At 65.3% G+C, this 22,378-nt stretch carries 22 protein-coding genes; 12 read left to right on the forward strand and 10 right to left on the reverse strand.

Annotation, left to right across the window (positions count from 1 at the left end; all coding sequences use genetic code 11):
* Positions 1-385 precede the first annotated feature (385 nt).
* Positions 386-922 (forward strand): DUF2325 domain-containing protein, encoded by a 537-nt coding sequence (locus V3C40_RS13700; RefSeq protein ID WP_257620311.1) that lies wholly within the window; start codon positions 386-388, stop codon positions 920-922.
* Here V3C40_RS13700 and V3C40_RS13705 read toward each other — a convergent pair.
* Positions 915-1,925 (reverse strand): alpha/beta fold hydrolase, encoded by a 1,011-nt coding sequence (locus V3C40_RS13705; RefSeq protein WP_331777711.1) that lies wholly within the window; start codon positions 1,923-1,925, stop codon positions 915-917. The genes V3C40_RS13700 and V3C40_RS13705 overlap by 8 nt on opposite strands.
* A 174-nt stretch (positions 1,926-2,099) precedes the next feature.
* Here V3C40_RS13705 and V3C40_RS13710 point away from each other — a divergent pair, with 174 nt between their 5' ends.
* The 5 genes from V3C40_RS13710 to V3C40_RS13730 all read left to right on the forward strand — a co-directional run bounded on the left by V3C40_RS13710 (position 2,100) and on the right by V3C40_RS13730 (position 5,772).
* Complete coding sequence (locus V3C40_RS13710) at positions 2,100-2,924, forward strand: TlpA disulfide reductase family protein (protein WP_331777712.1); 825 nt, start codon at positions 2,100-2,102, stop codon at positions 2,922-2,924.
* Between the two features lie 58 nt (positions 2,925-2,982).
* Positions 2,983-3,258 (forward strand): metal/formaldehyde-sensitive transcriptional repressor, encoded by a 276-nt coding sequence (locus V3C40_RS13715; protein WP_072454733.1) that lies wholly within the window; start codon positions 2,983-2,985, stop codon positions 3,256-3,258.
* A gap of 10 nt (positions 3,259-3,268) precedes the next feature.
* Entirely contained in the window at positions 3,269-4,240 is a 972-nt protein-coding gene (gene dmeF, locus V3C40_RS13720) for a CDF family Co(II)/Ni(II) efflux transporter DmeF (protein WP_331777713.1), read from the forward strand.
* 91 nt (positions 4,241-4,331) lie between these two features.
* Positions 4,332-4,673, forward strand: coding sequence for a zinc ribbon domain-containing protein YjdM (locus V3C40_RS13725; RefSeq protein WP_034756972.1), 342 nt, complete (start codon positions 4,332-4,334; stop codon positions 4,671-4,673).
* Between the two features lie 64 nt (positions 4,674-4,737).
* Complete coding sequence (locus V3C40_RS13730) at positions 4,738-5,772, forward strand: RNA methyltransferase (protein WP_331777714.1); 1,035 nt, start codon at positions 4,738-4,740, stop codon at positions 5,770-5,772.
* A 249-nt stretch (positions 5,773-6,021) separates the two neighbouring features.
* Here V3C40_RS13730 and V3C40_RS13735 read toward each other — a convergent pair whose 3' ends face one another.
* Positions 6,022-6,426, reverse strand: a complete 405-nt coding sequence (locus V3C40_RS13735; RefSeq protein WP_331777715.1) for a hypothetical protein — start codon at positions 6,424-6,426, stop codon at positions 6,022-6,024.
* Positions 6,427-6,625: 199 nt separating this feature from the next.
* Here V3C40_RS13735 and V3C40_RS13740 point away from each other — a divergent pair, with 199 nt between their 5' ends.
* Positions 6,626-7,303 carry a phosphoribosylanthranilate isomerase gene (locus V3C40_RS13740; protein WP_072454729.1) on the forward strand — a complete coding sequence of 226 codons (678 nt, stop codon included), beginning with the start codon at positions 6,626-6,628 and terminating at the stop codon, positions 7,301-7,303.
* Here the strand turns inward: V3C40_RS13740 and V3C40_RS13745 are convergent.
* The 7 genes from V3C40_RS13745 to V3C40_RS13775 form a co-directional block, all read right to left on the reverse strand.
* Positions 7,300-8,196: a LysR family transcriptional regulator gene (locus tag V3C40_RS13745; RefSeq protein ID WP_331777716.1), complete on the reverse strand. Its 897-nt coding sequence runs from the start codon at positions 8,194-8,196 to the stop codon at positions 7,300-7,302. The two genes, V3C40_RS13740 and V3C40_RS13745, sit on opposite strands and share 4 nt — an antisense overlap.
* 197 nt (positions 8,197-8,393) lie before the next feature.
* Positions 8,394-8,909: a 4'-phosphopantetheinyl transferase family protein gene (locus V3C40_RS13750; RefSeq protein ID WP_331777717.1), complete on the reverse strand. Its 516-nt coding sequence runs from the start codon at positions 8,907-8,909 to the stop codon at positions 8,394-8,396.
* A 15-nt stretch (positions 8,910-8,924) separates the two neighbouring features.
* Complete coding sequence (locus tag V3C40_RS13755) at positions 8,925-12,986, reverse strand: Pls/PosA family non-ribosomal peptide synthetase (protein WP_331777718.1); 4,062 nt, start codon at positions 12,984-12,986, stop codon at positions 8,925-8,927.
* Positions 12,987-13,134: 148 nt separating this feature from the next.
* The gene (locus tag V3C40_RS13760) at positions 13,135-13,842 is read right to left on the reverse strand and encodes an anaerobic ribonucleoside-triphosphate reductase activating protein (RefSeq protein ID WP_331777882.1); all 708 of its coding nucleotides are present in this window, start codon (positions 13,840-13,842) and stop codon (positions 13,135-13,137) included.
* Positions 13,832-14,032, reverse strand: coding sequence for an anaerobic ribonucleoside-triphosphate reductase (nrdD, locus tag V3C40_RS13765; protein WP_331777719.1), 201 nt, complete (start codon positions 14,030-14,032; stop codon positions 13,832-13,834). The genes V3C40_RS13760 and nrdD overlap by 11 nt, the downstream gene beginning before the upstream one ends.
* Positions 14,029-15,777, reverse strand: a complete 1,749-nt coding sequence (locus V3C40_RS13770; protein ID WP_331777720.1) for a ribonucleoside triphosphate reductase — start codon at positions 15,775-15,777, stop codon at positions 14,029-14,031. The genes nrdD and V3C40_RS13770 overlap by 4 nt, the downstream gene beginning before the upstream one ends.
* Positions 15,778-15,895: 118 nt before the next feature.
* Positions 15,896-16,312, reverse strand: a complete 417-nt coding sequence (locus V3C40_RS13775) for a hypothetical protein (RefSeq protein WP_319992671.1) — start codon at positions 16,310-16,312, stop codon at positions 15,896-15,898.
* 162 nt (positions 16,313-16,474) lie between these two features.
* On the opposite strand from V3C40_RS13775, the gene ubiU reads away from it, so the two are divergent.
* From ubiU to ubiT, 3 genes are read left to right on the forward strand one after another with little or no spacing between them, the layout of a single operon-like run.
* The gene (ubiU, locus tag V3C40_RS13780) at positions 16,475-17,512 is read left to right on the forward strand and encodes a ubiquinone anaerobic biosynthesis protein UbiU (RefSeq protein WP_413774577.1); all 1,038 of its coding nucleotides are present in this window, start codon (positions 16,475-16,477) and stop codon (positions 17,510-17,512) included.
* Between the two features lie 9 nt (positions 17,513-17,521).
* Positions 17,522-18,424 carry a ubiquinone anaerobic biosynthesis protein UbiV gene (ubiV, locus tag V3C40_RS13785; RefSeq protein WP_034757937.1) on the forward strand — a complete coding sequence of 301 codons (903 nt, stop codon included), beginning with the start codon at positions 17,522-17,524 and terminating at the stop codon, positions 18,422-18,424.
* A 20-nt stretch (positions 18,425-18,444) separates the two neighbouring features.
* Positions 18,445-18,972 carry a ubiquinone anaerobic biosynthesis accessory factor UbiT gene (gene ubiT / locus V3C40_RS13790; RefSeq protein WP_080698764.1) on the forward strand — a complete coding sequence of 176 codons (528 nt, stop codon included), beginning with the start codon at positions 18,445-18,447 and terminating at the stop codon, positions 18,970-18,972.
* Between the two features lie 18 nt (positions 18,973-18,990).
* On the opposite strand, the gene V3C40_RS13795 is transcribed toward ubiT, so the two are convergent.
* Complete coding sequence (locus tag V3C40_RS13795) at positions 18,991-19,254, reverse strand: heavy-metal-associated domain-containing protein (protein ID WP_070304264.1); 264 nt, start codon at positions 19,252-19,254, stop codon at positions 18,991-18,993.
* A gap of 249 nt (positions 19,255-19,503) precedes the next feature.
* Here V3C40_RS13795 and V3C40_RS13800 point away from each other — a divergent pair, with 249 nt between their 5' ends.
* Together V3C40_RS13800 and aspT are read left to right on the forward strand one after the other, a co-directional pair.
* Entirely contained in the window at positions 19,504-20,373 is an 870-nt protein-coding gene (locus V3C40_RS13800) for a substrate-binding periplasmic protein (protein ID WP_331777721.1), read from the forward strand.
* A 273-nt stretch (positions 20,374-20,646) separates the two neighbouring features.
* Positions 20,647-22,329, forward strand: coding sequence for an aspartate-alanine antiporter (aspT, locus tag V3C40_RS13805; RefSeq protein WP_034757012.1), 1,683 nt, complete (start codon positions 20,647-20,649; stop codon positions 22,327-22,329).
* Positions 22,330-22,378 lie beyond the last annotated feature (49 nt).

Here is a 22,378-nt window from a genome sequence, read left to right on the forward strand (position 1 = left end):
GAGTGATGAACGTACGGTGGCTCAATGAATTTTTGCAAGATTACATCTTATAAAAAGTGATCGAACAAGCGCGACTCAATGAATCGTTTGCCAGAAAGAATGCGCACAATCGCTGGCCGGTAGCCCCACATACCCCTACGGCGCACGCGCGCATACACAAATAATAATGATTCTCATTTATAATTCGGGTCAATGGGGTAGCATGGGCTGGCGCCATGGCGCCACAGGTGGTGAAGGAGGCATGATGGGCAGTGTGTATGGCAACGAGAATGTGATCGCGCACGAGCATCGCGTGCTGATGGGAGAGTATGGCCGCGCGCAGGCGCGCTGCAGTGCGCAACTGGCCGCGCAGGCGGCCCGCATCGCGCAGCTGGAATCGGAATTGATGCGCGCGCGGGCGCAGGTCGTGATCCGCGATACCAAACTGGCGCTGGCGCGCGACGAACTGGCCGAACTGGCGGCCAGCGTGCCGGGCTTGCCGACGCGTGCCAGGCTGGCGCGCAAGGTCGAGTGGCTCAGCGAGCGCGTGCAGGACCTGATGCGCGAGTTGCTGCGCCTGCAGTGGCTGCCCGCGCCAGCCTTGCAAGCCGACGTGCGCGAAAAAGCCGTGCTGTATGTGGGCAGCTATCTGGACCCGAATGCGGGCCAGCAGGCCGCCGGCGCCAACGTGGCGCAGCAGGCCATCGAGCAGGCCGGCGGGCGCTTCCTGCACCATGCGGGCGGCGACGACGGCGCCGATGACGCGGCCGCCCTGGAAGCGGGCCTGGTCGCGGCCGATCTGGTGATTTGCCAGACGGGCTGCGTCAGCCACGACGCCTACTGGCGCGTGCACGACCACTGCAAGCGCACGGGCAAGCAGTGCGTGCTGGTGGACGAGCCGCAAGCCATGCATTTCGTGCGCAAGGAAGCGCTGCTTACCTGACGCCTGTTTCTTCCTGGCCGAGTCCGATGCCGGCGTCGTATCCGACGCGCGCCGTTTCGCGCAGCAGGGTGGGCTGCGACAGGTGCTGGATCATGTGGCCGGCGCCGGGCAGCAAGGTCAGTGCGCTGTTGTCCAGCGCATCGTGCAGGCGCGCGGAATGGTAGCTGGCGCTGACGATCGCATCCTCGCGTCCGGCCACGATGGACACGGGCATGCGCAGTTCCGGGTAGTGTTTGCGCAGCACCGCCGCGCTCGGGATCATCATGGCCGTTTCTTCCGCCTCGGCGCGCAACTGGCCGGGCCGCAGCATCATCCACGGCGACAGGCGCTTGAAGCTGTCCGGCACCGCCGAGGGCGCGAACGCGCGTTTGACCAGCAGGGGCCACATCAGGCGCCCCAGCAGGGGCGACACGGTATGGCTGAGCACGTCGCCGATGACGGGGATGGCCGGCGTTGCCGTCAGCACATCGAAGCGCACGCTGGGATAGTAGTAGCCGGAAGCGAGCACCAGGGCTTGCACCAGCTGCGGGTGCTGCACGGCCATCGAGATCGCCACCAGGGTGCCCCAGGAGTGCGCCAGTACCACGGCGCGGTGTACGCCCAGCTGCTCGAGCGCGGCCGCCAGCAACGCGGCCTGGGCGGCCGGCGTCCACAGCGTGCCGCGCGGCCGGCTGCTGTAGCCGAAACCGGGCCGGTCGAAGGCGATCACGCGGTGCGTGCGCGCCAGCTGCTCGAACAGGCCCGCATGGCGAAAATCCTCGGCGATCACGCCGTTTCCATGCAATAGCACGATGACGGGGCCTTCACCCTGGCTCAGGTAATGCAGGCGCGTGCCGTGCACATCGAGAAATTGGCCGGCCGGCGGATGCGCGCGCTCCGCCTGCCGGCTGCGGCTGCGGACAAACAGCCACGCCGCGCCCAGAGCCAGCGCGCCCAGGGCCCAGCCCGTATGTGCCGACACCGGCGCGCCCTTCGCCACAGCGTTGTTGATGTCTTTGTTCATCTCTTGCTCCCGTGCGAGTGTGCCAGGCATCCATGATGCCCATGGCAGCCCGCTGGCGCGGTAGGCGCGCTGCGGTGCCTGGCGTAGGAAAAAGGCCCGCTCGTCTTTGCCGTGTGGCGCTGCCCGGCGGAGCTTGAGGCACAATGGGCGCCTTGACTGTTGATGAAAGCGCCCATGCTGTCCCTGCAAATCGGTCCCCTGGTCCTGCCCACGGGCCTCGTCCTGCTGTTCGTTTCCCTGTGCGTCGCCTACGGCGTGGCGTGGTGGCTGCGCAGATCCCGCCAGTTGCCGGACGCCGGTCCCCTGGTTTCCGACATGCTGATCGCCGGCCTGCTGGCGGCGCGGCTGGCCTTCGTCTTGCGCTGGCACGAACAGTACCTGGCCGCTCCCTGGTCCATCATCAATATCCGCGATGGCGGCTTCCTTGCGCCGGCCGGTATCGCGGCCGCGCTGGCCATTGCCGCGTGGCGCTGCCGGCGTCCCGCCATGGCGTCCATGCGCCGACCGCTGGCCATCAGCGTGGCGGCCGGCGCGCTGGCCTGGGGCATGTTGAGCGCGGGGATCTCGCTGGCCTACGACAAGCCGGCGGCCTTGCCGGCCGTGGCCCTGCATGCGCTCGACGGCGCGCCAACGACCCTGGCCGCGCTGGCCGGCGGCAAGCCGCTGGTGGTGAACCTGTGGGCCAGCTGGTGTCCGCCATGCCGGCGCGAGATGCCCGTGCTGGCCGCCGCGCAGCAGGCGCGCGCCGATATCGTCTTCGTGTATGCGAACCAGCGCGAGGATGCGGCGGCGGCCAGCAATTTCCTGGGCAGGAGCGGCGTGACCCTGCGCAATGTGGTGCTTGACAGCGAGGCGGCGCTGGGCAAGGCGGCCGGTTCCTCGGCCCTGCCCACCACCCTGTTCTACGACGCGCAGGGGCGCCTGGTCGACACGCACTTGGGCGAACTGTCCGATGCCTCGCTGGCCAGCAAGCTGCAAAAGATCGCGCCGGCGCCTTGAGGCGGCCGTGGCCGTTTCTGATAGTATACCCCCCTATAGTATTGATCGAGGTGAAATCATGGGACACACGACGCACAACAAGACCAAGCTGCTCAATCGCGTAAAGCGTATCCGGGGGCAGGTGGAAGGCCTGGAGCGGGGCCTGGAAGAGGGGCGCGACTGCGGCGAAGTGCTGCAGCTGATCGCGGCCGTGCGCGGCGCCGTCAATGGTTTGATGGCCGAAGTCATCGAAGAACACTTGCGCGAGCACGTGGCCAGTCCCGATATCTCCGGCGAGGAGCGGGCCAGGGGCGCCGACGACATCGCGGGCATCCTGCGCACCTACCTCAAATAAGGAGAACGTCATGAAAACGCAATCCCTCGGCGAAGACCTCTCCGCCTGGCAGCACGAACACGTTTTTGACAGCAGCAATGGCAAGGCCGAACGCCGCGCGCGCATCGTCATGTGGATCACCCTGGCCACGATGGTGCTGGAAATCGTCGCCGGCTGGTGGTACAACTCCATGGCCCTGCTGGCCGATGGCTGGCATATGAGTTCGCACGCGCTGGCCATCGGCCTGGCCGCGTTTGCGTATGCGGCCGCGCGCCGCTGTGCGCGCGACCCCCGCTTTGCCTTCGGCACGTGGAAGATCGAAGTGCTGGCCGGCTACACGAGCGCCATCCTGCTGCTGGGCGTGGCCGTGCTGATGGTCGTCGCCTCGCTCGAGCGCCTGTTCTCGCCGCAGCCCATTCACTATCCGCAGGCGATGGCGGTGGCGGCCATCGGCCTGGCGGTCAACCTCGTGTGCACGCTGATCCTCGGCGGGCACCATGACCACCACCATGGCCATGGGCATGATCATCACGATCATCACGGCCACCACGATCACCATGGCCATGGCGAAGACCTGAACATGAAAGCCGCGTACATCCACGTACTGGCGGACGCCGCCACGTCCGTGCTGGCCATCGTCGCGCTGGCCGGCGCTTGGGCTTACGGCTGGCAGTGGCTCGATCCCGTGATGGGTATCGCGGGCGCCGTGCTGGTGGCCCTGTGGGCGAAAAAGCTGATGCAGGAGACGGGCAAGGTCTTGCTGGACCGCGAGATGGACCACCCCGTCGTGGCTGAAATCCGCGAGGCCGTGGAAGTGGAAAGCGCGGGCGATACGCCGCGCATCGTCGACCTGCACGTGTGGCGAGTCGGCAAGCAGCTGTATTCGTGCGCCTTGTCCGTCGTCAGCCGCGATGCCGCATTGACGGCCGCCGAGCTGCGCGCGCGCATCGGCATCCACGAGGAAATCGTCCACAGCACCATCGAGATTATTCGCCGGCCTTGACAATGATGGTGAAACAAGCCCGCTGATGCGGGGCGTAGGCAGTATAATGTCGGCTTTTACAGCACGCGCTGTTCACCAGACAGAGAAGAAAATGAGCACATTACCACCATGCCCGCAATGCAAGTCCGAATTCACGTACGAAGACGGCAGCCAGTTGATCTGCCCTGAATGCGCGCATGAATGGTCGGCCACGGCCGGCGAAGCGGTCGAAGAGGGCGCCAAGGTGTACCGCGATTCGGCCGGCAATATCCTGCAGGACGGCGACACGGTCAGCGTCATCAAGGACTTGAAATTGAAGGGCGGCGGCGGTGTCGTCAAGATGGGCACCAAGGTCAAGAACATCCGCCTGGTCGACAGCGACCACGATATCGACTGCAAGATCGACGGTTTCGGTTCCATGAGCCTGAAGACGGAATTCGTCAAGAAGGTCTAAAGCTTTTACCCGTAACACGGCGCGCCGGTTTCATTCCTGCGCGCCGTTTTTTTATTCAGACGCCATGCAAATCGATACCATCCGCCAGCGCCTGAGGGCCCTGGGCGCCAAGCCCCTGCACGAACAGCGCGTGCTGCGCGACTGGATACAGGGCCAGCCGCACGACCAGGGCCGGCGCCGCGCCGAGGATTTTTTGCCGCTGCCCGTGCGCGTGGCCTTGCCCGCGCTCGACCTGGAATTGCAGGGCATGCTGAAACTGCTCAGCACCCATCCGGGCGCCGACGGTTCCGCGCGCCTGCTGGTGGGACTGCACGACGGCCAGACGGTGGAAAGCGTGCTGCTGCCGCGCGACGGCTTGTGCGTCTCGAGCCAGGTCGGCTGCGCCGTGGGATGCCAGTTCTGCATGACGGGCCGCGACGGCTTGATCCGGCAAGTCACCAGCGGAGAAATTGTCGCCCAGGTGGTACTGGCGCGCACCATGCGGCCCGTAAAAAAAGTCGTCTTCATGGGCATGGGCGAGCCGGCGCATAACTTGAACAATGTGATGGAAGCGATCGAGCTGCTGGGCACCGAAGGCAATATCGGCCACAAGAACCTCGTGTTTTCCACCGTGGGCGACCCGCGCGCCTTCGAACGCCTGCCGCAAGGCAGGGTCAAGCCGGCGCTGGCGCTGTCGCTGCACACCACTAAGCCGGCGCTGCGTGAACAGCTGCTGCCGCGCGCGCCCAGGCTCACTCCGCGCGAACTGGTGGACTTCGGCGAGTCGTATGCGCGCCTGACCGGCTACCCGGTGCAGTACCAGTGGACCCTGATGGAAGGCATCAACGATGGCGAGGACGAGATGGACGGCATCGTGGAACTCCTGCAGGGCAAGTACGCGGTGCTGAACATGATCCCGTATAACACGATAGCCGACTTGCCGTTCAAGCGCCCCAGCTGGGAAAAGGCGCGCGCCATTGCCGCCGCCCTGCACGCGCGCGGTGTGCTGACCAAATTGCGCGATTCGGCCGGGCAGGACGTGGAAGGCGGCTGCGGGCAGTTGCGGGCGCGCGAAGCGAAGGGCAAGGTTATTCCCATCCGCGCCAGCGTGGCGGCGTAGGTCGGATTAGCGGAGCGTAATCCGACATTCGAGCATACGCTAACAATGGTGTCGGATTACGCGGTGCCCGCTAATCCGACCTACGTGACTGAGCAAATTGCGCGATTCGGCCGTGGAAGGTGGCTGCGGGCAGTTGCGGGCGCGCGAAGCGAAGGGCAAGGTCATTCCCATCCGCGCCAGCGTGACGGCGTAGGTCGGATTAGCGGAGCGTAATCCGACATTCGAGCATACGCCAACAATGGTGTCGGCTCACACCCCGCCCAGCAAATCGTTTTCATTCAATATCGCAAACGCGATCTCGGGATGCGCTGCCAAGCAGCGGCGCACGGCGGCGGGAATGGCGGCGCGCGTCTTGCGGCACAGGCCGGGCTGCTCCAGCAGGCGGATATGGAAGCCGCGCACGGTGCGCACTTCGCCGCTGCCCGGCGTAATCTGCAATTCCACGCCCAGGTTTTTCTGTAACAGCAGTTGCAGCTTCCGCAACTGCGCATGGGTGGCGATGCCTTCGATGTGCGCGAGCAGGCGCTTTTCTTCCGTCAGGTTCAGGCGCAGGATAGACAGGTCCGCCTGCGCATCGCCTAGCAGGCGCTCGCGCTCGCAGTCGCACAACTGCGGCGGACACTCCTTGCGGACTTCAAAGTCGACGATACGCATGTACGGCTTCCAATGGCAACCCCGGATGTCAAGTATCGTCCGCCACCTGGCGCGTGTCAATCAGCGCGGGCTGGCGATCAGACGCCACAGGATCGGCCCCCACTCTGGCACACAATCGTGCGCGGCCTTGACCGCGTGTCTTGGCGCGCGCGCCGCCCTGTGTTGTAATGTTGATCATCCAGACTGCACACGCAAGGCCATGAGAACCCGCATCAAGATCTGCTGTATCGCTTCCATCGACGAAGCGCAACTGGCCATTGCCGCCGGCGCCGACGCGCTGGGCCTGGTGGCGGCCATGCCGTCCGGCCCCGGCCCGATTCCCGACGCGCGCATCGCACAGATCGCCGCCTGGACGCCGCCGCCCGTGGCCACGTTCCTGCTGACGTCCGAGACGACGGCGCAAGCCATCGCCGAACACGTGCGCGCCACGCAGCCGTCCACCGTGCAGATCGTCGGCCATATCGACCCGGGCGAGGTCGAGAAACTGGCGCGCTTGCTGCCGCACGTGCGGCGCGTGCAGGTGATCCACGTGGAGGGACCGGAGGCGCTGGACCTGATTCCCGCCTACGCGCCCCACGTCCATGCTTTCTTGCTCGACTCGGGGCGTCCTGGCGCGGCGGTGCCGGAACTGGGCGGCACGGGCCGCACGCACGACTGGTCCGTCAGCGCGCGCTTCGTGCGCGCCAGCCCCCGTCCCGTTTTCCTGGCCGGTGGACTGGACGACACCAATGTGATGGAAGCGCTGCGCCAGGTTCGCCCCTACGGCATCGACCTGTGCTCGCGCGTGCGCACGGATGGCCAGCTCGATGTCATGAAGCTGGCCTTGCTGATGGCGGCCGTGCGCGACGTCGATGCGGCGCTGTATGCGGAAGGCTAGAGTGTATTCATCTCGCGCACGAACGCTTCCGTAAATGCGGCCACCATGCCGCTGGCCGCGCGCGGCGAGATCAGGCCGACGACGGAGTGCGATTCCTCGTCCGGCAGGGCGATGAAACGCACGCCCGGCGGCGCCACCAGGCGCATGCTGTCGGGGACGATGGCGATGCCCATGTTGGCCTCGATCAGGTTCAGCTGCGACGTCTTGCGCGACAGGGCGCGCGCCGCCTTCGGGAAGAAACCCTGCGCCAGGCACAGGCCCGCCACCAGGTAGCTGAGGCCTCCGCGGTCCTTGTGCGGGATCGAGACGAACGCTTCGTCGCGCAGGGCGGCAATCGTCGTGCGTTCCAGCGCGGCCAGCGGCGACGCCGCCGACACGGCCACCACCAGCTTTTCCGCAAACAGTTCGCGCACGACGATGTTGGCGTGCTTGCGCAAGGTGGGCAGGCGCACGAGGCCCAGGTCGGCGCGGCCTTCCTCGATGTCGGCCGCCTGGTTTTCCGACGATCCCTTCGACACATCGAGCGAAACGCCGGGGAACTGCGCCAGCAGCCGGTTCAGCACGGCGCCGATGGCGGGCGTGAGGGTGACGGAGCTTGAATGCAGCAGGCGGATGATGCCTTGCGCGCCTTGCCCCACATGGCGCGTCTGGCGCACGGTTTCCTCGATGTCGTCGAGGATGCGCTTGGCCCGTTCATAGAACACCTGGCCCGCGGGCGTGAGTTCGATATGGCGCGCGTCGCGCGTCAGCAGCAGCGCCTGCACCTCGCTTTCCAGCTCCTTGATCTGCCGGCTCAGGGCCGACTGCGCGATGTACAGCTTTTCCGCCGCGCGCGAGTAGCTGCCCGCATCGACGACTTCGACAAAGTAGCGGAACTGTCTGATGGAAATCAATCGTATGCCTTTTCGAGATCGGAAACTGCCTGATTTGATATTGGCCCGGCCCCGCCGTTCGCGCTACAGTGCCTGGTCTGCTGTCACTGCAAAGGAAAGGCCATGCTGGAATTGATCGGGGTGCTGGGACTGCTCGTCAGTATTATCGTAAAACTGATTTTCGTCCAGATCGGAGGCGCTGGAAAAGGAAAGGAAGACTAAGAGGCGAGGGTCGCGACGTAAGGCGCAGGCAGGGATAGGGGCTGTAAATGGCAGTCTATGGGCCGTGCATCCCACTCCGCCAACTGCCTGCCCATGCACTTGAGCGCCGCCTCGCGCGCCGTCCACGCCTGCGCCAGCGCCAATGGGCGCTGCGCATCGGTGCAGGCGCTCAGTGCTTCGGCCACCTGCGGCCCCAGGTAATCGCGCGCCAGAGTGAACCAGTCGGCAATGTCCTGCACGCGCATCGCGTCGATGCCAACGGCGCCTTGCAGGTTGATGGCGCCCAGCGACAGTCCCTCGTCATGGCTGAACGACAGGCTGGCCGCGCGGCCGGCCAGCAGCAAGCGGGGAGGGGCGCCCGGCGTCGACTCCACCGAGATCGCCTCGATGTCCAGCTTCAGCCAGTGCGCCACCGCCTCGCGCACGGCGGCGCGGATGCGCAACCGGGCCTCCAAGCGCGGCAGCACGGCGGCGATGCCGATCACCAGTACGCCATCCCCTGACCAGAGCACCGTAAAAGCCATCAGCTACGATCCGTTGCGTAAAGGCGCGGCCGGGCAGCCCGCCCAGTTGCTGCCGGCGGGGATGTGCTCGCCCTTCATCACCAGGGTCAACGGTCCCAGGCGCGCGTTGTCGCCCACCTTGGCGCTGTACAGCACGGAGCTGCGCGGGCCCATGTAAACGCGCTGGCCGATCTCCACGTGGTCGATCTTCATCACGCGGTCTTCGAACAGATGCGTCTGTGGGCAGGTCAGCGCATTCAATTCGCTGTAGTCGCCGATGTGCACGCAGTCGAATTCCGTGATGTCCGTCGTGTCCATGTAGACGCCGCGGCCGATCTTGCAGCCGAACAGGCGGAAGGCCAGCGGCAGCCACGGCGTGCCGCGCAGGTAGCGCATGAAGTTGGGCACGGCGATGCCTTCATACAGATTGGTCACGCCTTCGGAAATCCACACGAATGGCGTCCACATGGGCGCCGCGTGCTTGCGGTAGCGTCCCAGCAGCAGCCACTTGAACAGCACGACGACCAGGAAATTGCCGATGCCGTAGGCTAGGCCGGCAATGGCCAGGTCGCTCACCACTTCACCCCAGCGCCCGGCACCCGCGATTGGCATCACGTCCAGCACGAGGGTATAGCCGACGGCGATCACCACGGCGTGCGGCGCGACGATGCGGAACGCTTCGATCAGGCTGCGGCCCAGGCGGCGCAACAGCGATGGCTTGAACGTCAGGTGCTCGGCAAAGCCGCTGACCTGTTCGCGCGCGGGCAAATGTATGGGCGGGGAGCCGAGCCACGTATCGCCGCTGTGCATCTGCTCATTGCGCGGCGCATGCGTGTGCACGCCGATCAGCACGTGCTCGGGCAGCACCGTGCCATCCGGGATGTAGCTGCCGTTGCCGACGAAGCTGCGGTGCGAGATGACAGTGGGGCGCATGGTCATCCAGCCGCCGTCGATCTGCTCGTCGCCCAGCATGACGGCGTCGGCGATGAAGGTGTCGTCGCCCAGGGTCAGCATGTCGGGCACGACGCCCAGGGCCGTGGAAATCTCGGCACCCTTGCCCACCTTGGCGCCCAGCAGGCGGTACCAGTACGGCGCGTACACGGTGGCGTAGATGCCGTGCAGGACGTTCAGGCTCGATTCCTGGATATGGCTGACCAGCCACTTGGCGCAATAGATATTGCTGTGCACGGGGGAGCTGCCCGGCTTCAAGCGGGGCAGCGCACCCCAGCGGATGGCGGCCGACAGCAGGGCGGTGAGCACGATCAGCACGGCGCTGGCGGGGAAGGCCAGCAGGAAGTAGCGGGCCAGCTGGGTCGTCACGTCGCGGCCCTGCAGCCACGGCATCATTTCGCGCTCGTCGAACCAGTCGATCAGCACGAAGCTGGGGAAGACGGGCATGAAGAACAGCACGGCGATGAGGACCATGCCGAAGCAGAAGAACACGGTTTCTCCCGTCAGGCGCAGGCGCGAGACGGCGGGGCGCGGTGGGTGGCTGGCAGGGTCGAACGCGCCAATGTCGCGCGCGGGCGACCCCGTGTACACGCGTCCGGCCGGTACCGCGGCGCCATCGGCCAGCGCGGACTGGCCTTCCAGGTGGCCAAACGCGCCCACCGTGGTATTGCCTTCCAAAATCGCGTAAGAGCTGATGCAGGCATCGTCGCCGATGTCGATCTGGCCCAGCAGCAAACGGCCCCGTTCGACCCGGGCGTTTTCAAAGTTGACGGCATTGCCCACGCTGACGTTGTCGCCGATGGACAGCAGGTCGGGCGCGCGCAGGGTCATCGAGCCGATGACGACTTCCTTGCCCACTTTCGCGCCGAGAGCGCGCAGCCACCAGCTGTTCAGGGACGAGCCGCTGAGCAGGTAGGCGGGCGCCGATTCGACCAGGCGGTCGGCCAGCCACCAGCGGTAGTAGGTAACGCCCCACAGCGGATAGCTGCCCGGCTTCAAGCGTCCGGCGATCAGCCACTTGCCGGCAATCGCAATGGCAAATTCGGCCAGGGTCGCCAGCAGGAACACGCCGATCGAGGCGGCGATGGCGCGCGACACGGTGTCGCCCGTGTCGCCCGTGAAAAAGTGATAGGTGAAGAACGGCGCCATCCACTGCGCCATGCGCAGGGTGACGAGGCCCGGCACGGCCGCCGCCTGCGCCGCGCCGCAGGTCCAGCGCTTCCACGTCGATGGCGGCGTCCACTCCGCTTCCGGCGTGGCCAGCGCCGGCGCTTCATTGAGCACGGCGGCGATCTTGCCGATCTGCCGGTTCTGGTAAATATCGCGCACCGTCATGTGGGCGTAGGCCGGATCGGCGCGCAGGGCGGATGCCAGGCGGGCGGCCAGGAAGGAGTGGCCACCGAGGTCGCTGAAGAAGTCCAGCTGGCGCAAGATCGCCTGGCCCGGGAACAGCTTGGCCAGCGCCGCGAACAGGGCCGCTTCGGCCGGCGTTTCCGGCATGTCCGATACACCTGCTTCGCCAGGCGGCGGTGCCGACAGTGGCATGGCTTTCAATGCTTTTCTGTCGATCTTGCCCGAGGTCAGGCGCGGCATCAGCGGCAGCAATTCAAAACGGCCCGGCACCATGTAGGGCGGCAGGTGCAGGTTCAGGGCCGCGCGCAGGGTTTTCACGGCCAAGGCGTCGGCCGGCGCCTCGTCGCTGCCGACGATGTAGGCCACCAGCTGGTCGATGCCGTCATCCTTGCGCAGCAGGACGGCCACCGTGCCCACGCCCGGTTGCTGCGCCAGCACGGCTTCGATCTCGCCCAGTTCCACGCGGAAGCCGCGAATCTTCACCTGGTCGTCGGCGCGGCCCAGGCACAGCACCTGGCCGTCCGCATCGATGCGCGCCAGGTCGCCCGTGCGGTACAGGCGCGCATCGTCGGGGCCCGTGCTCCAGGGATTGGGCAGGAATTTTTCCACCGTCAGGTCGGGCCGGCCCAGGTAGCCCTCGGCCAGGCCGGGGCCGATGATGCACAGCTCACCCGTCTCGCCGCGCGCCAGCAAAGTCAATGGACGGTTTTCTCCCGGCTCGGCCACCTGCAGCACCAGCAAGCCGTAGTTGGGCAGCGGCGTACCGATGGTCACAGGCTCGCCGGGGCGCAGGCGCGCCAGGCTGCACGAGACGGTCGCTTCCGTGGGACCATAGGTGTTGAACATGGCGCGGCCCGGACGCGACCAGCGCTCGACGAGCGATTCCGGGCACATCTCGCCGCCCAGGTTGATCAGGCGCAGGCTCGGTACTTCCTCGGCGAACAGGGCCAGCAAGGTTGGTACGGCGTGCAGCACCGTCACGTGGTTGTCGGCCAGTGCGCGCGGCAGCGCTTCCGGGTCGCCCGACATCTCCTTGGGGCCCAGCCACAGGGTGGCGCCCACCAGGTAGGCGATCCAGATTTCCTCGAACGACATGTCGAAGGCGACGGAAAAGCCCTGGTAGACGGTGTCGGCTTGCGTCACTTCCAGCACGGCGTTTTCGCTGCGCAGGAAGTGGCAGATGCTGCGCTGATTGATCAATATGCCCTTGGGCTTGCCCGTGGAGCCGGACGTGTAGATCACATAGGCCGGGTGCTCGGGCAGCACGGTTGCGCGCGCGGGCAGCAGTTCGCCTGGCGCGGCGGGGGCCAGCAGGCTTTCCGCCGTCCATACGGGGCGGCCGATGCCTGCCTCGGCCAGGCGCGGCGCGAATTGGGCGCAGCTGACGACACCAAAGCCGTTTGCGTCATCGAGGCACACCTGCAGGCGCTCGACGGGCGTGTCTTCATCGACGGGCAGCCAGGCGGCGCCCGACTTGGCGATGGCCGCCTGCATCAGCAGCAGAGGGGCACCGCGCGGCAGCCACAGGCCCACGATGTCGCCGGGCTTGACGCCGGCCGCCACCAGGCGCATTGCGGCCAAGCTGGCTTGCGCATCGAGCTGCGCATACGTGATGCGGCGTTCGCCATCGATCAGGGCGATTTGCTCGGGGCAGCGGCGGGCCGTCGCTTCCAGCAGGTCGGCCAGTGCTTCCTCGCGCAGCAGATCCGGTCGCGTCGGGCCGTACAGGATGTCGGCGTGGGTGGAAGGGATGCCTGGACTGACTGCGGTGAAATCGTTCATGGATGACGCTTATCTGTAATGCGGAGTGAGGAATCTGATGGGCTGCGCATGGCGCGCGGCACAGTTGATACATTACAGTACGCAAGACATTTCAGCGTTGCAGATCGGGGAATTTTGTGACGCTTTCAGTAATTTTTGTGCCGCAGGATCAACTGCCATGATTACGGAATGTAAATCGCGGAAACATGGCGCCGATTTGCGCCAAAGTCGTCGCCGCCGGATAGCCGTGCAGGGGGCGGCCAGCCAGCGCCGCGTCCGCGCAGCCTTCGGCGCGGAACTGCTGCAGCACGTAGTTGTCGACACCTTTCGCGGCCAGGGTGGCGGCCAGGGCCAGCAATTGTTCGTCCGGCAGCAGGTCCGGGTGGGTGGTGGTGCGGCATTCGTAGGCCACGCCGCTGGCGAGGATGGCATCGAGGCAGGCGCGCGCCGGGTCGCCGCTGCCGGCCACGCGGGTCACATGACGATAGTCGGCAAACGGCGCCTTGATATCGAAGCCGACCCAGTCGACCAGGGGCAGCACTTCCTGCAGGCGTTGCGGATAGATGCAGGCCGTGTGCAGGCCGATGCCGAATCCCAGTGCCCTGGCGTCCTGCATGGCGCGCGCCAGCGCCGGGTCCATGCACGCTTCGCCGCCGCTGAAGACGACGGCATCGACCAGGCCCACGCGGCGGCGCAGCCAGGTCAGGACGTCCTGCCAGGGCATGGCGCCTTCCGGCGTGCGCGCCTGCAAGTGCGGATTGTGGCAATAGCCGCAGCGCCAGGGGCAGCCCTGCACGAACACCACGGCCGCCAGCTTGCCCGGGTAGTCGGTGGCGGAAAAGGGCGTCAGGCCGCCCACTTTCAGCTCAAACGCCATGGCAGGCGGGCTGGCCAAGCCGGGCGCTCGCTTCCGTAAAATACTGGCGCTCGTGGAATTCGCCCTGTTTGCCGATGTTGAACGAGGCGACGGGGCGGTGGTAGCCCATCACGCGCGTCCAGATTTCGCAGCGCTGGCGTTCCGTATCGAGCAGGGTGATGGCGGGAGTGAAGTCGGGACGTACGTTCATGGCGTTTCCTTGAGTGGGTGAGCGAGATCGGACTGCTTGCGGGCGATCAGTTCCGCGTCGCAGGTGGGGCAGAATTCATGTTTTCCGGCCAGGTAGCCGTGGCGCGGGCAGATGGAAAACGTGGGCGTGACGGTGATGTAGGGCAGCGAGAAGCGGCTCAGCGCGCGTTTCACCAGTTCGCGGCAGGCGTTGGCATCCGACAGCGCTTCCGTCATGTACAGGTGCAGCACCGTGCCGCCCGTGTACTTGCGCTGCAGCGCGTCCTGCAATTCCAGCGCTTCGAACGGGTCGTCCGTATGGCCGACGGGCAGCTGCGACGAATTCGTGTAATACGGATTGTCGACGGTGCCCGCCTGCAGGATGGCGGGATAGCGCTTGCGGTCTTCGCGGGCGAAGCGGTAGGTCGTGCCTTCGGCCGGCGTCGCTTCCAGGTTGTACATATGGCCCGTCTCTTCCTGGAACTGCACCATGCGGGCGCGCACGTGGTCGAGCAAACGTATCGCCAGCGCATGGCCCTCGGCGGACGTGATGTCGTAAGCGTCGCCGCTGAAGTTGCGGATCATCTCGTTGATGCCGTTCACGCCCAGGGTGGAAAAGTGATTGCGCAGGGTGCCCAGGTAGCGTTTCGTGTACGGGAACAGGCCTTGCTGCATCAGTTCTTCGATGGTGCGGCGCTTGATTTCCAGGCTGGTCTTGCCCAGTTCCAGCAGGCGGTCCAAGTCGGCCATCAGCGCTGGCTCGTCGCCGCGCCACAAGTGGCCCAGGCGCGCGCAGTTGATGGTGACCACGCCCAGGGAACCCGTCTGCTCGGCGGAACCGAACAGGCCATTGCCCCGTTTGAGCAGTTCGCGCAAGTCCAGCTGCAAGCGGCAGCACATGGAACGTATCATGTTCGGCTTGAGTTCCGAATTGATGAAATTCTGGAAGTAGGGCAGGCCGTAGCGGGCCGTCATCTCGAACAGGCGTTCCGCGTTGTCGCTATGCCAGTCGAAATCCTCGGTGATGTTATAGGTGGGGATGGGGAAGGTGAAGACCCGGCCCTTGGCGTCGCCCGCCATCATGATTTCGATATAGGCGCGGTTGATCATGTCCATTTCCACCTGCAGCTCGCCATAGCTGAAGTCCATCTCCTGGCCGGCGATGACGGGAATCTGCTCGCGCAAATCGTCCGGGCAGATCCAGTCGAACGTGAGGTTGGTGAACGGCGTCTGCGTGCCCCAGCGCGATGGCACGTTGAGGTTGAAGATCAGCTCCTGCATGTACTGGCGCACGTCTTCGTAGCGCAGGCTGTCCTTGCGGATGTAGGGCGCCATATAGGTGTCGAAGGAGCTGAACGCCTGCGCGCCGGCCCACTCGTTTTGCAGGGTGCCGAGGAAATTGACAATCTGGCCAATGGCGCTCGACATGTGTTTCGGCGGACCCGATTCGATCTTGCCCGGCACGCCATTCAAGCCTTCGTGCAGCAGGGTGCGCAGCGACCAGCCGGCGCAATAGCCGGCCAGCATGTCGAGGTCGTGGATGTGCAGCGCCGCTTCGCGGTGCGCCGCGCCCACGTCCGGCGGATACACCTGGTCGAGCCAGTAGTTGGCGATGACCTTGCCCGACACGTTGAGTATCAGGCCGCCCAGCGAGTAACCCTGGTTGGCGTTGGCGTTGACACGCCAGTCGCGCCGGTCCAGGTATTCATTGATGGACGCGGCGACGTCGACCTGGCCGCGTGTGGGGGAAACTGCATTTGTCGTCATGAAACCTCCAATAAACACAACATGCGGTGTTTTTATGGAGATTAATCACTAAATATAGTGACGTCAAAGGGCGCGTGCAGTTGCGTGACGAATCCTTGATGCAGGTGAAGAAAGCGCGTCAGCGGCTTTTTTTCGCGCGCCCCAGGCGCGGGATGAAGCAGCTCAGGCCAAAGTACATGGCGCCGCAGACGGCGATGCTGGCGACGGAGGCGGGCAGCACGTGCGCCCAGATTTCCCGCGCCGAGAAGGTGCTCCAGCTGGCCACGCGCGCGTCGAACGTGACGTAGTTCGCCAGCAGCCAGTAGACGGCCAGCAGGCCCGTGCAGATGGCGGCCTGGCGCAGCACGGGCATGGCGCGGCGGGCGAAGACGGCTTGCAGGAACAGCAGCAGCACGCCGGCCCAGACGCCCAGCGCCTCGGGCGACAGCACGGAGAGCGTTTCTTCGACATAGCCGTCGGCGGGCGAAGCCCACTGTATTTGCAGCACGGTGAGGAATAGGGTGAGCAGGAATAGCAGCAGCGGTTTGCGGGGCATGGCGGGCAATCGGTGAGGGAGAAAAGTGGGGCATTTTACAGCCAGGTCAAGCAACTTGAACGCGCGCCAGCCATGCATGCATTCCTTCACCTGCGTCAAGGACTGGGCGGTATGGGCGGGGCTATAGTCTGCACCCTGAGCCGATACAGGACTGTGAACACCATGATGCTTGAATCAACCACCGCCACCCGCGTGGCCGGACCGCTGGAACTGGTCTGCCCCGCCGGCAGCCTGCCTGCCTTGAAAGCGGCCATCGACAATGGCGCCGATACCGTCTACCTGGGTTTTCGCGACGCCACCAATGCGCGCAATTTCGCCGGCCTCAATTTCGACGAGAAGGCCATCGCCGAGGGCGTGCGCTACGCCCACCAATATGGACGCAAGGTGCTGCTGGCGCTGAACACCTATCCGCAGCCGCACAACTGGGCCGTCTGGCGCAGCGCCATCGACCGCGCCGCGCAGGCCGGTATCGACGCCATGATCGTGGCCGATCCGGGCCTGATGGCGTATGCAAGCGAGCACCACCCGCAACTGCGTTTGCACCTGTCCGTGCAGGGTTCGGCCACCAACTACGAAGCGATCAATTTTTACCATGAGCACTTCGGCATCGCCCGCGCGGTGCTGCCGCGCGTGCTGTCGATGGCGCAGGTCGAGCAACTGATCGCCAAGACGGAAGTCGAGATCGAGGTCTTCGGCTTCGGCAGCCTGTGCGTGATGGTCGAAGGGCGCTGCGCGCTGTCGTCGTACGCGACGGGCGAGGCGCCGAACACTCACGGCGTGTGCTCGCCGGCGAAATCCGTGCGCTGGCTGGAAACACCGAACGGCCTCGAATCGCGCCTGAACGGCGTGCTGATCGACCGCTATGCCCCAGGCGAAAACGCCAGCTATCCGACCCTGTGCAAGGGACGTTTCGAAGTCAACGACGAAGAGTATTACGCGATCGAGGAGCCGGCCAGCCTGAACACGCTGGCGCTGCTGCCGCAGCTGATCGCCATGGGCGTGCGCGCCGTGAAGATCGAAGGACGCCAGCGCAGCCCCGCCTACGTGGCGCAGGTGACGCGCGTGTGGCGCGAAGCGATCGACGCCTGCCGCGAAGGCAATGCGCGCTACGCCGTCAAGCCGGCCTGGATGGCGTCCATGGACAAGCTGGCCGAGGGCCAGCAGCACACCTTGGGTGCCTACCATAGATCTTGGAAATAAAGGATGAACATGCTGAAGCTTTCTTTGGGCCCTTTGCTCTACTACTGGCCGCGCGCCACCGTTTTCGAGTTTTACCAGCAGATCGCCACCACGGCCGTCGATATCGTGTACCTGGGCGAAACCGTCTGCTCGCGCCGGCACGAGGTGCGCCTGGCCGACTGGCTCGATATCGCCGACATGCTGGCCGCCGCCGGCAAGGAAGTGGTGTTGTCGACGCAGGCGCTGATCGAGGCGGGTGCTGAACTGGCGACCCTGCGCCGCATCACGGGCAATGGCCGCTACGGCGTCGAGGCCAACGACATGGGCGCTGTGCACTGCATGGAAAAGGGCACGCCCTTCGTCGCCGGCCCCCATTTGAACCTGTTCAATGGCCCCAGCCTGCAATTGCTGGCGCGCCTCGGGGCGCGGCGCTGGGTGATGCCGCTGGAAATGGGACAGACGGCGCTGGCCGAGATGCAGCGCCAGAAACCGGAAGGGCTGGAGACGGAGGTATTCGCCTACGGCCGCATGCCGCTGGCGTTTTCCGCGCGCTGCTTCACGGCGCGCAACCGCAACCTGCCGAAGGACGATTGCGGCTACAGCTGCCTGGAAGAGCCGGACGGCCTGCTGCTGCGCACGCGCGACGAAGTGCCGTTCCTCGTGTTGAATGGCACGCAGACGCAGTCGGCGCTCGTCTACAACCTGGTGCGCGAACTCGACGCCATGCGCGACATGGGCGTGTCGGTGGCGCGCATCAGCCCGCAAGCCATGCACACGGAACAAGTCATCGCCATCTTCGACCGCGCGCGCCGCGGCCAGGTCAGCGGCATCGGCGCCCAGGCCCAGCTGGCGGCTTGCCAGCCGGCCGGCGCTTGCGACGGCTACTGGCACGGCCAGCCTGGCATGGAACAGCACCAGCACGCCGCCCATTGAACGCATCGAAAGGAAGCACCATGCAAGATCAACTGGAAAGATTGCCCGTCCCGGCCAAGCCTCCCATGAGCAAGCCCGCCGCGTCATACCGGCTGCCCGAACCGCTGGCCGAATTGCTGTCCAAGCTGCCGCCGTATCCCGCCTCCTGGCTGTTCGTGCAAGGCTTGAACCGCCTGCTGGCGCCGCAATTGCCCGACGACGTGCGAAGCAGCCTGGAAGGGCGCAGCCTGCGCTTGCGGCTGCTGGACGCGGGCATCGCCTTCGATTTCGAGTGGCAGGGAACGGTGTTCGTGGCCGAGCGCTATGTCGACGTACCGGACCTGTGCATCGCCGCCAGCGTGCATGACTTGATGCTGCTGGCGCGGCGCCAGGAAGATCCGGACACGCTGTTCTTCAGCCGCCGTTTGAGCCTGGAGGGTGATACGGAACTGGGCTTGCTGTTCAAGAATACGCTCGATGCCATCGAGCTGCCGCCGTTCGACCTGCAGGCGCTGGGACCGCGCCGGGTGCTGGCGCATCTGCGCGACCGGGGCGCACGGGGAGGGTAAGTTGGGAGCTGGCGGGCTTCAATGACGGCAGTGGCCGCAGGCGCCGCTGCACGAGGCCAGCTGTACTTCATCCGTCGCTTCGCCCATGAAGCCGGCGTCGTTGACGGCGGCCAGCAGGCGTTCCTGCGTGGCCAGGCGTTCGTCGAATTGCACCGTGGCGCCGTGGCGCGCCAGCGAGACGCAGACGGTGGCCACGCCCGTGACGGCTTCGAGCGCGCCCGTCAGCCTGTCGGCGCAGCCTTCGTGATCCATTCCAATAATATTCAAGCGCGCTGTCTGCATGTGTTCCTCTTGTTTTTCAGATAAAAAAACAGCGTAGGCGAGGGGCGCGCATGCCGTCCAGAGCCGCACGCAAGATTTATTTTCTATTTACGGTTTTATTGATCTGGATTAATTCCAATCGCTGCTGGCCATCCTGAAAGTGCTGTTGTTTTATACACGGTCGCCGTATTCCAGTCGACAAGCATGCTCTGCTACGTGATACTGTCATTCTGATAAGTACGCTGATGAAAGCGCTGGAAAGGAGGGCCCATGCAGCGCCGCCCCCTGCTCAAGCTTGCCGCCCTGTGGCCGTTGGGCGCTGCCGCCGCCGGCAAGTCGCCGCCGCTGCCGCTCGTGTATCCGCGCCACCAGGCGATCGATGATCCGCAGCAAGGCTATGTGACGGCCTTGCTGCAACAGGCGCTGGCCCGTTCGGGCCAGGCCTATGCCTTGCGCCGTTCCGCGCTGCGTATGGTGCAGACGCGCGCCATGCAGGAAATCGCCACGGCGTCGGGCAGCGTCGATGTCGTCTGGACGATGACGAGCCGCGCGCGCGAAACGCAATTGCTGCCGGTGCGCATCCCCATCGACCGCGGCCTGATCGGCTGGAGAGTGGCCCTGATCCACGCGCGCCAGCCGCAACTGCTGCGCGACGTGCGCAGCATCGCCGCCCTGGCGCGGCTGTCTGCCGGCCAGATGCGCGATTGGCCCGACTCCGCCATCTTGCAGGCGAACGGCTTGCGCCTCGATACCTCGAGCACCTATGAAGGCCTGTTCCAGCAACTGGCTGCCGGGCGCATCGACTACTTTCCCCGCTCTGTGATCGAAGCGCAAAGCGAGCTGGCCAGCCATGCGCAATTGCCGCTGGCGCTCGATACTCACCTGGTCATCAGCTACCCGGCCGCGCTGTATTTTTTTGTCGGCAGGCACCGGCCGGAACTGGCGCGCCACATCGAGACCGGGCTGGAGAAAATGCTGGCCGATGGCAGTTTCGCGCAGCTGTTCCAGCGCCATTTCGGCCGCCTCGCGCAGGGCCTGAAGCTGCCCCATCGTTACGTGCTGGAGCTGGCCAATCCCGACCTGCCCGAAGAGACGCCGCTGGCGCGCAAAGCACTTTGGTATCGTCCAAAACATTACTAATAGTTTTATTGATCAGTGTCAAACAAGCGCTTCAATCGTGCGCACGATGTTTGATGAAACGCAAAGCGAGTTCAACAGAACACCTGTTGACATAAATAGAATCTTCGCCGAACATAATTCCACGTTGCAACACTTTTGCAATACGTTCCCAGCACAAGCGGTGATACGCAGGTGTCGTGCGGGACCCGTGCGCCCGTTCAACAGCCAGCTGCCGCCAGCCGCCGAACGCTCTGTTCCCTTGTAACCATCCGTTATCTTTTCGAAGGTTTGCCCATGCTCGAGTCGATCACGTCGGTATTGCACCAGGTGCCGGAACTGGCCCTGTTCCTGGCGCTGGCGCTCGGTTATGCGGTAGGGCAGATACGCTTCGGTCCCATCCAGCTGGGCGGCGTGTGCGGCACCCTGATCGCCGCGCTGCTGATCGGCCAGCTGGGCATCACCCTGGACGCCAGCGTCAAGAACGTCTTCTTCATGCTGTTCATCTTTGCCCTCGGCTATGCAGGCGGTCCCCAGTTCTTTGCCAACCTCAATGCCAAGGGTTTGCGCCTGGGCCTGCTGTGCCTGATCGAAGTGGTGGTGGTGCTGGCGCTGGTGCTGCTGGCCACGCGTTTCCTGGGCCTGGACCAGGGCACGGCGGCCGGCATGATGGCGGGCGCGGCGACGGAATCGGCCGTCGTCGGCACGGCCACGGACGCCATCTCGAAACTGGCGCTGCCGGCCGCCCGCATCGCCGAGCTGCAGGCCAACGTGGTCACCGCGTATTCGATCACGTACATTTTCGGCCTGATCGCCATCGTCATCGTCACCAGCCAGATTTTTCCGCTCCTGCTGCGCGTCAACCTGCGCGAGGAAGCAGACAAACTGTGGGAAAAGATGGGCGGCGCGCAGACCGATGGCGACGGCGTGCAGGCGACGCCGGAAATGGTGGGGCGCGCTTACCGCATCAGCCGCGGCGCGGGCCGCCGTCTCGACGCCTTGCAGCATATTTTCGCGGGCCGCGCCAGCATCACGCGCGTGCGCCGGCATGGCAAGGTATTGGCTCTGGAGCCCGCGCTGCGCCTGCGCAATAACGACGAAGTGCTGGTGATCGGCCACCGTCCCGCGCTGGTGGCGGCCGAAGCCATCCTGGGCGAAGAATTTGCCGACACGACGGGCTTGAACATGGCGGTCTCCGCCGTCGAAGTGGTGCTGCAGCAAGCCGCGCTCGTCGGCCAGCCCTTGCGCCAGCTGGCCTTGCCTTCAGGCGTGCACGTGGCGGCCGTCGTCCGTGGCGAGCACAGCATGCCGCCGCTGCCGGACCTTGCATTGCAGCGCGACGACGTGCTGCGCCTGTACGGCACGACGGAAGGGCGCGAACTGAACACGGCGCTGGCCGCCATCGGCAAGCGCGTGCCGACGGGCGACCGCAGCAATATCGTCTACGCCAGCATCGGCATCGTCTTGGGTGTGTATATCGGCGGCTTCAGTGCCAAGCTGGGCGGCATCCCGTTTTCGCTGGGCACGGGCGGCGGCGCCTTGCTCACAGGCCTCGTGTTCGGCTGGTACCAGGCGCGCAAACCGGGCATGCCGGGCATCCACCCGAGCGCGCTCGACATGATGAAAGATATCGGCCTGGCCACCTTCATCGCCTGCGTGGGCCTGGCGTCGGGGCCGCAGGCGATCGACCTGATCCGCCAGTACGGCCTGTCGCTGCCGCTGATGGGCGTGTTGATCGCCGTCATCCCTGCTTCGCTGTCCCTGCTGGTCGGTCACTTTTTCCTCAAGCTGGAAGCGCCCGTGCTGCTGGGCGCCATCGCCGGCCAGCAGTGCAGCACGCCGGCCCTGTCCGCCGTGCAGAACGCGGCCGGCAATTCCACGCCCTTGCTGGGCTACACGATTACCTATGCGATTTCGAACGTGGTGCTGCCCCTCTTGGGGCCGCTGATCGTGGCCCTGGCCGGGTCGGTGCACGCATGAACAGCTTGCAAGAGCATAAGCAGTAAAGAATTCCTTCAACATGAAAGGC

The organism is Janthinobacterium sp. LS2A, assembly GCF_036543145.1.
Taxonomy (GTDB): domain Bacteria; phylum Pseudomonadota; class Gammaproteobacteria; order Burkholderiales; family Burkholderiaceae_D; genus Janthinobacterium; species Janthinobacterium aestuarii.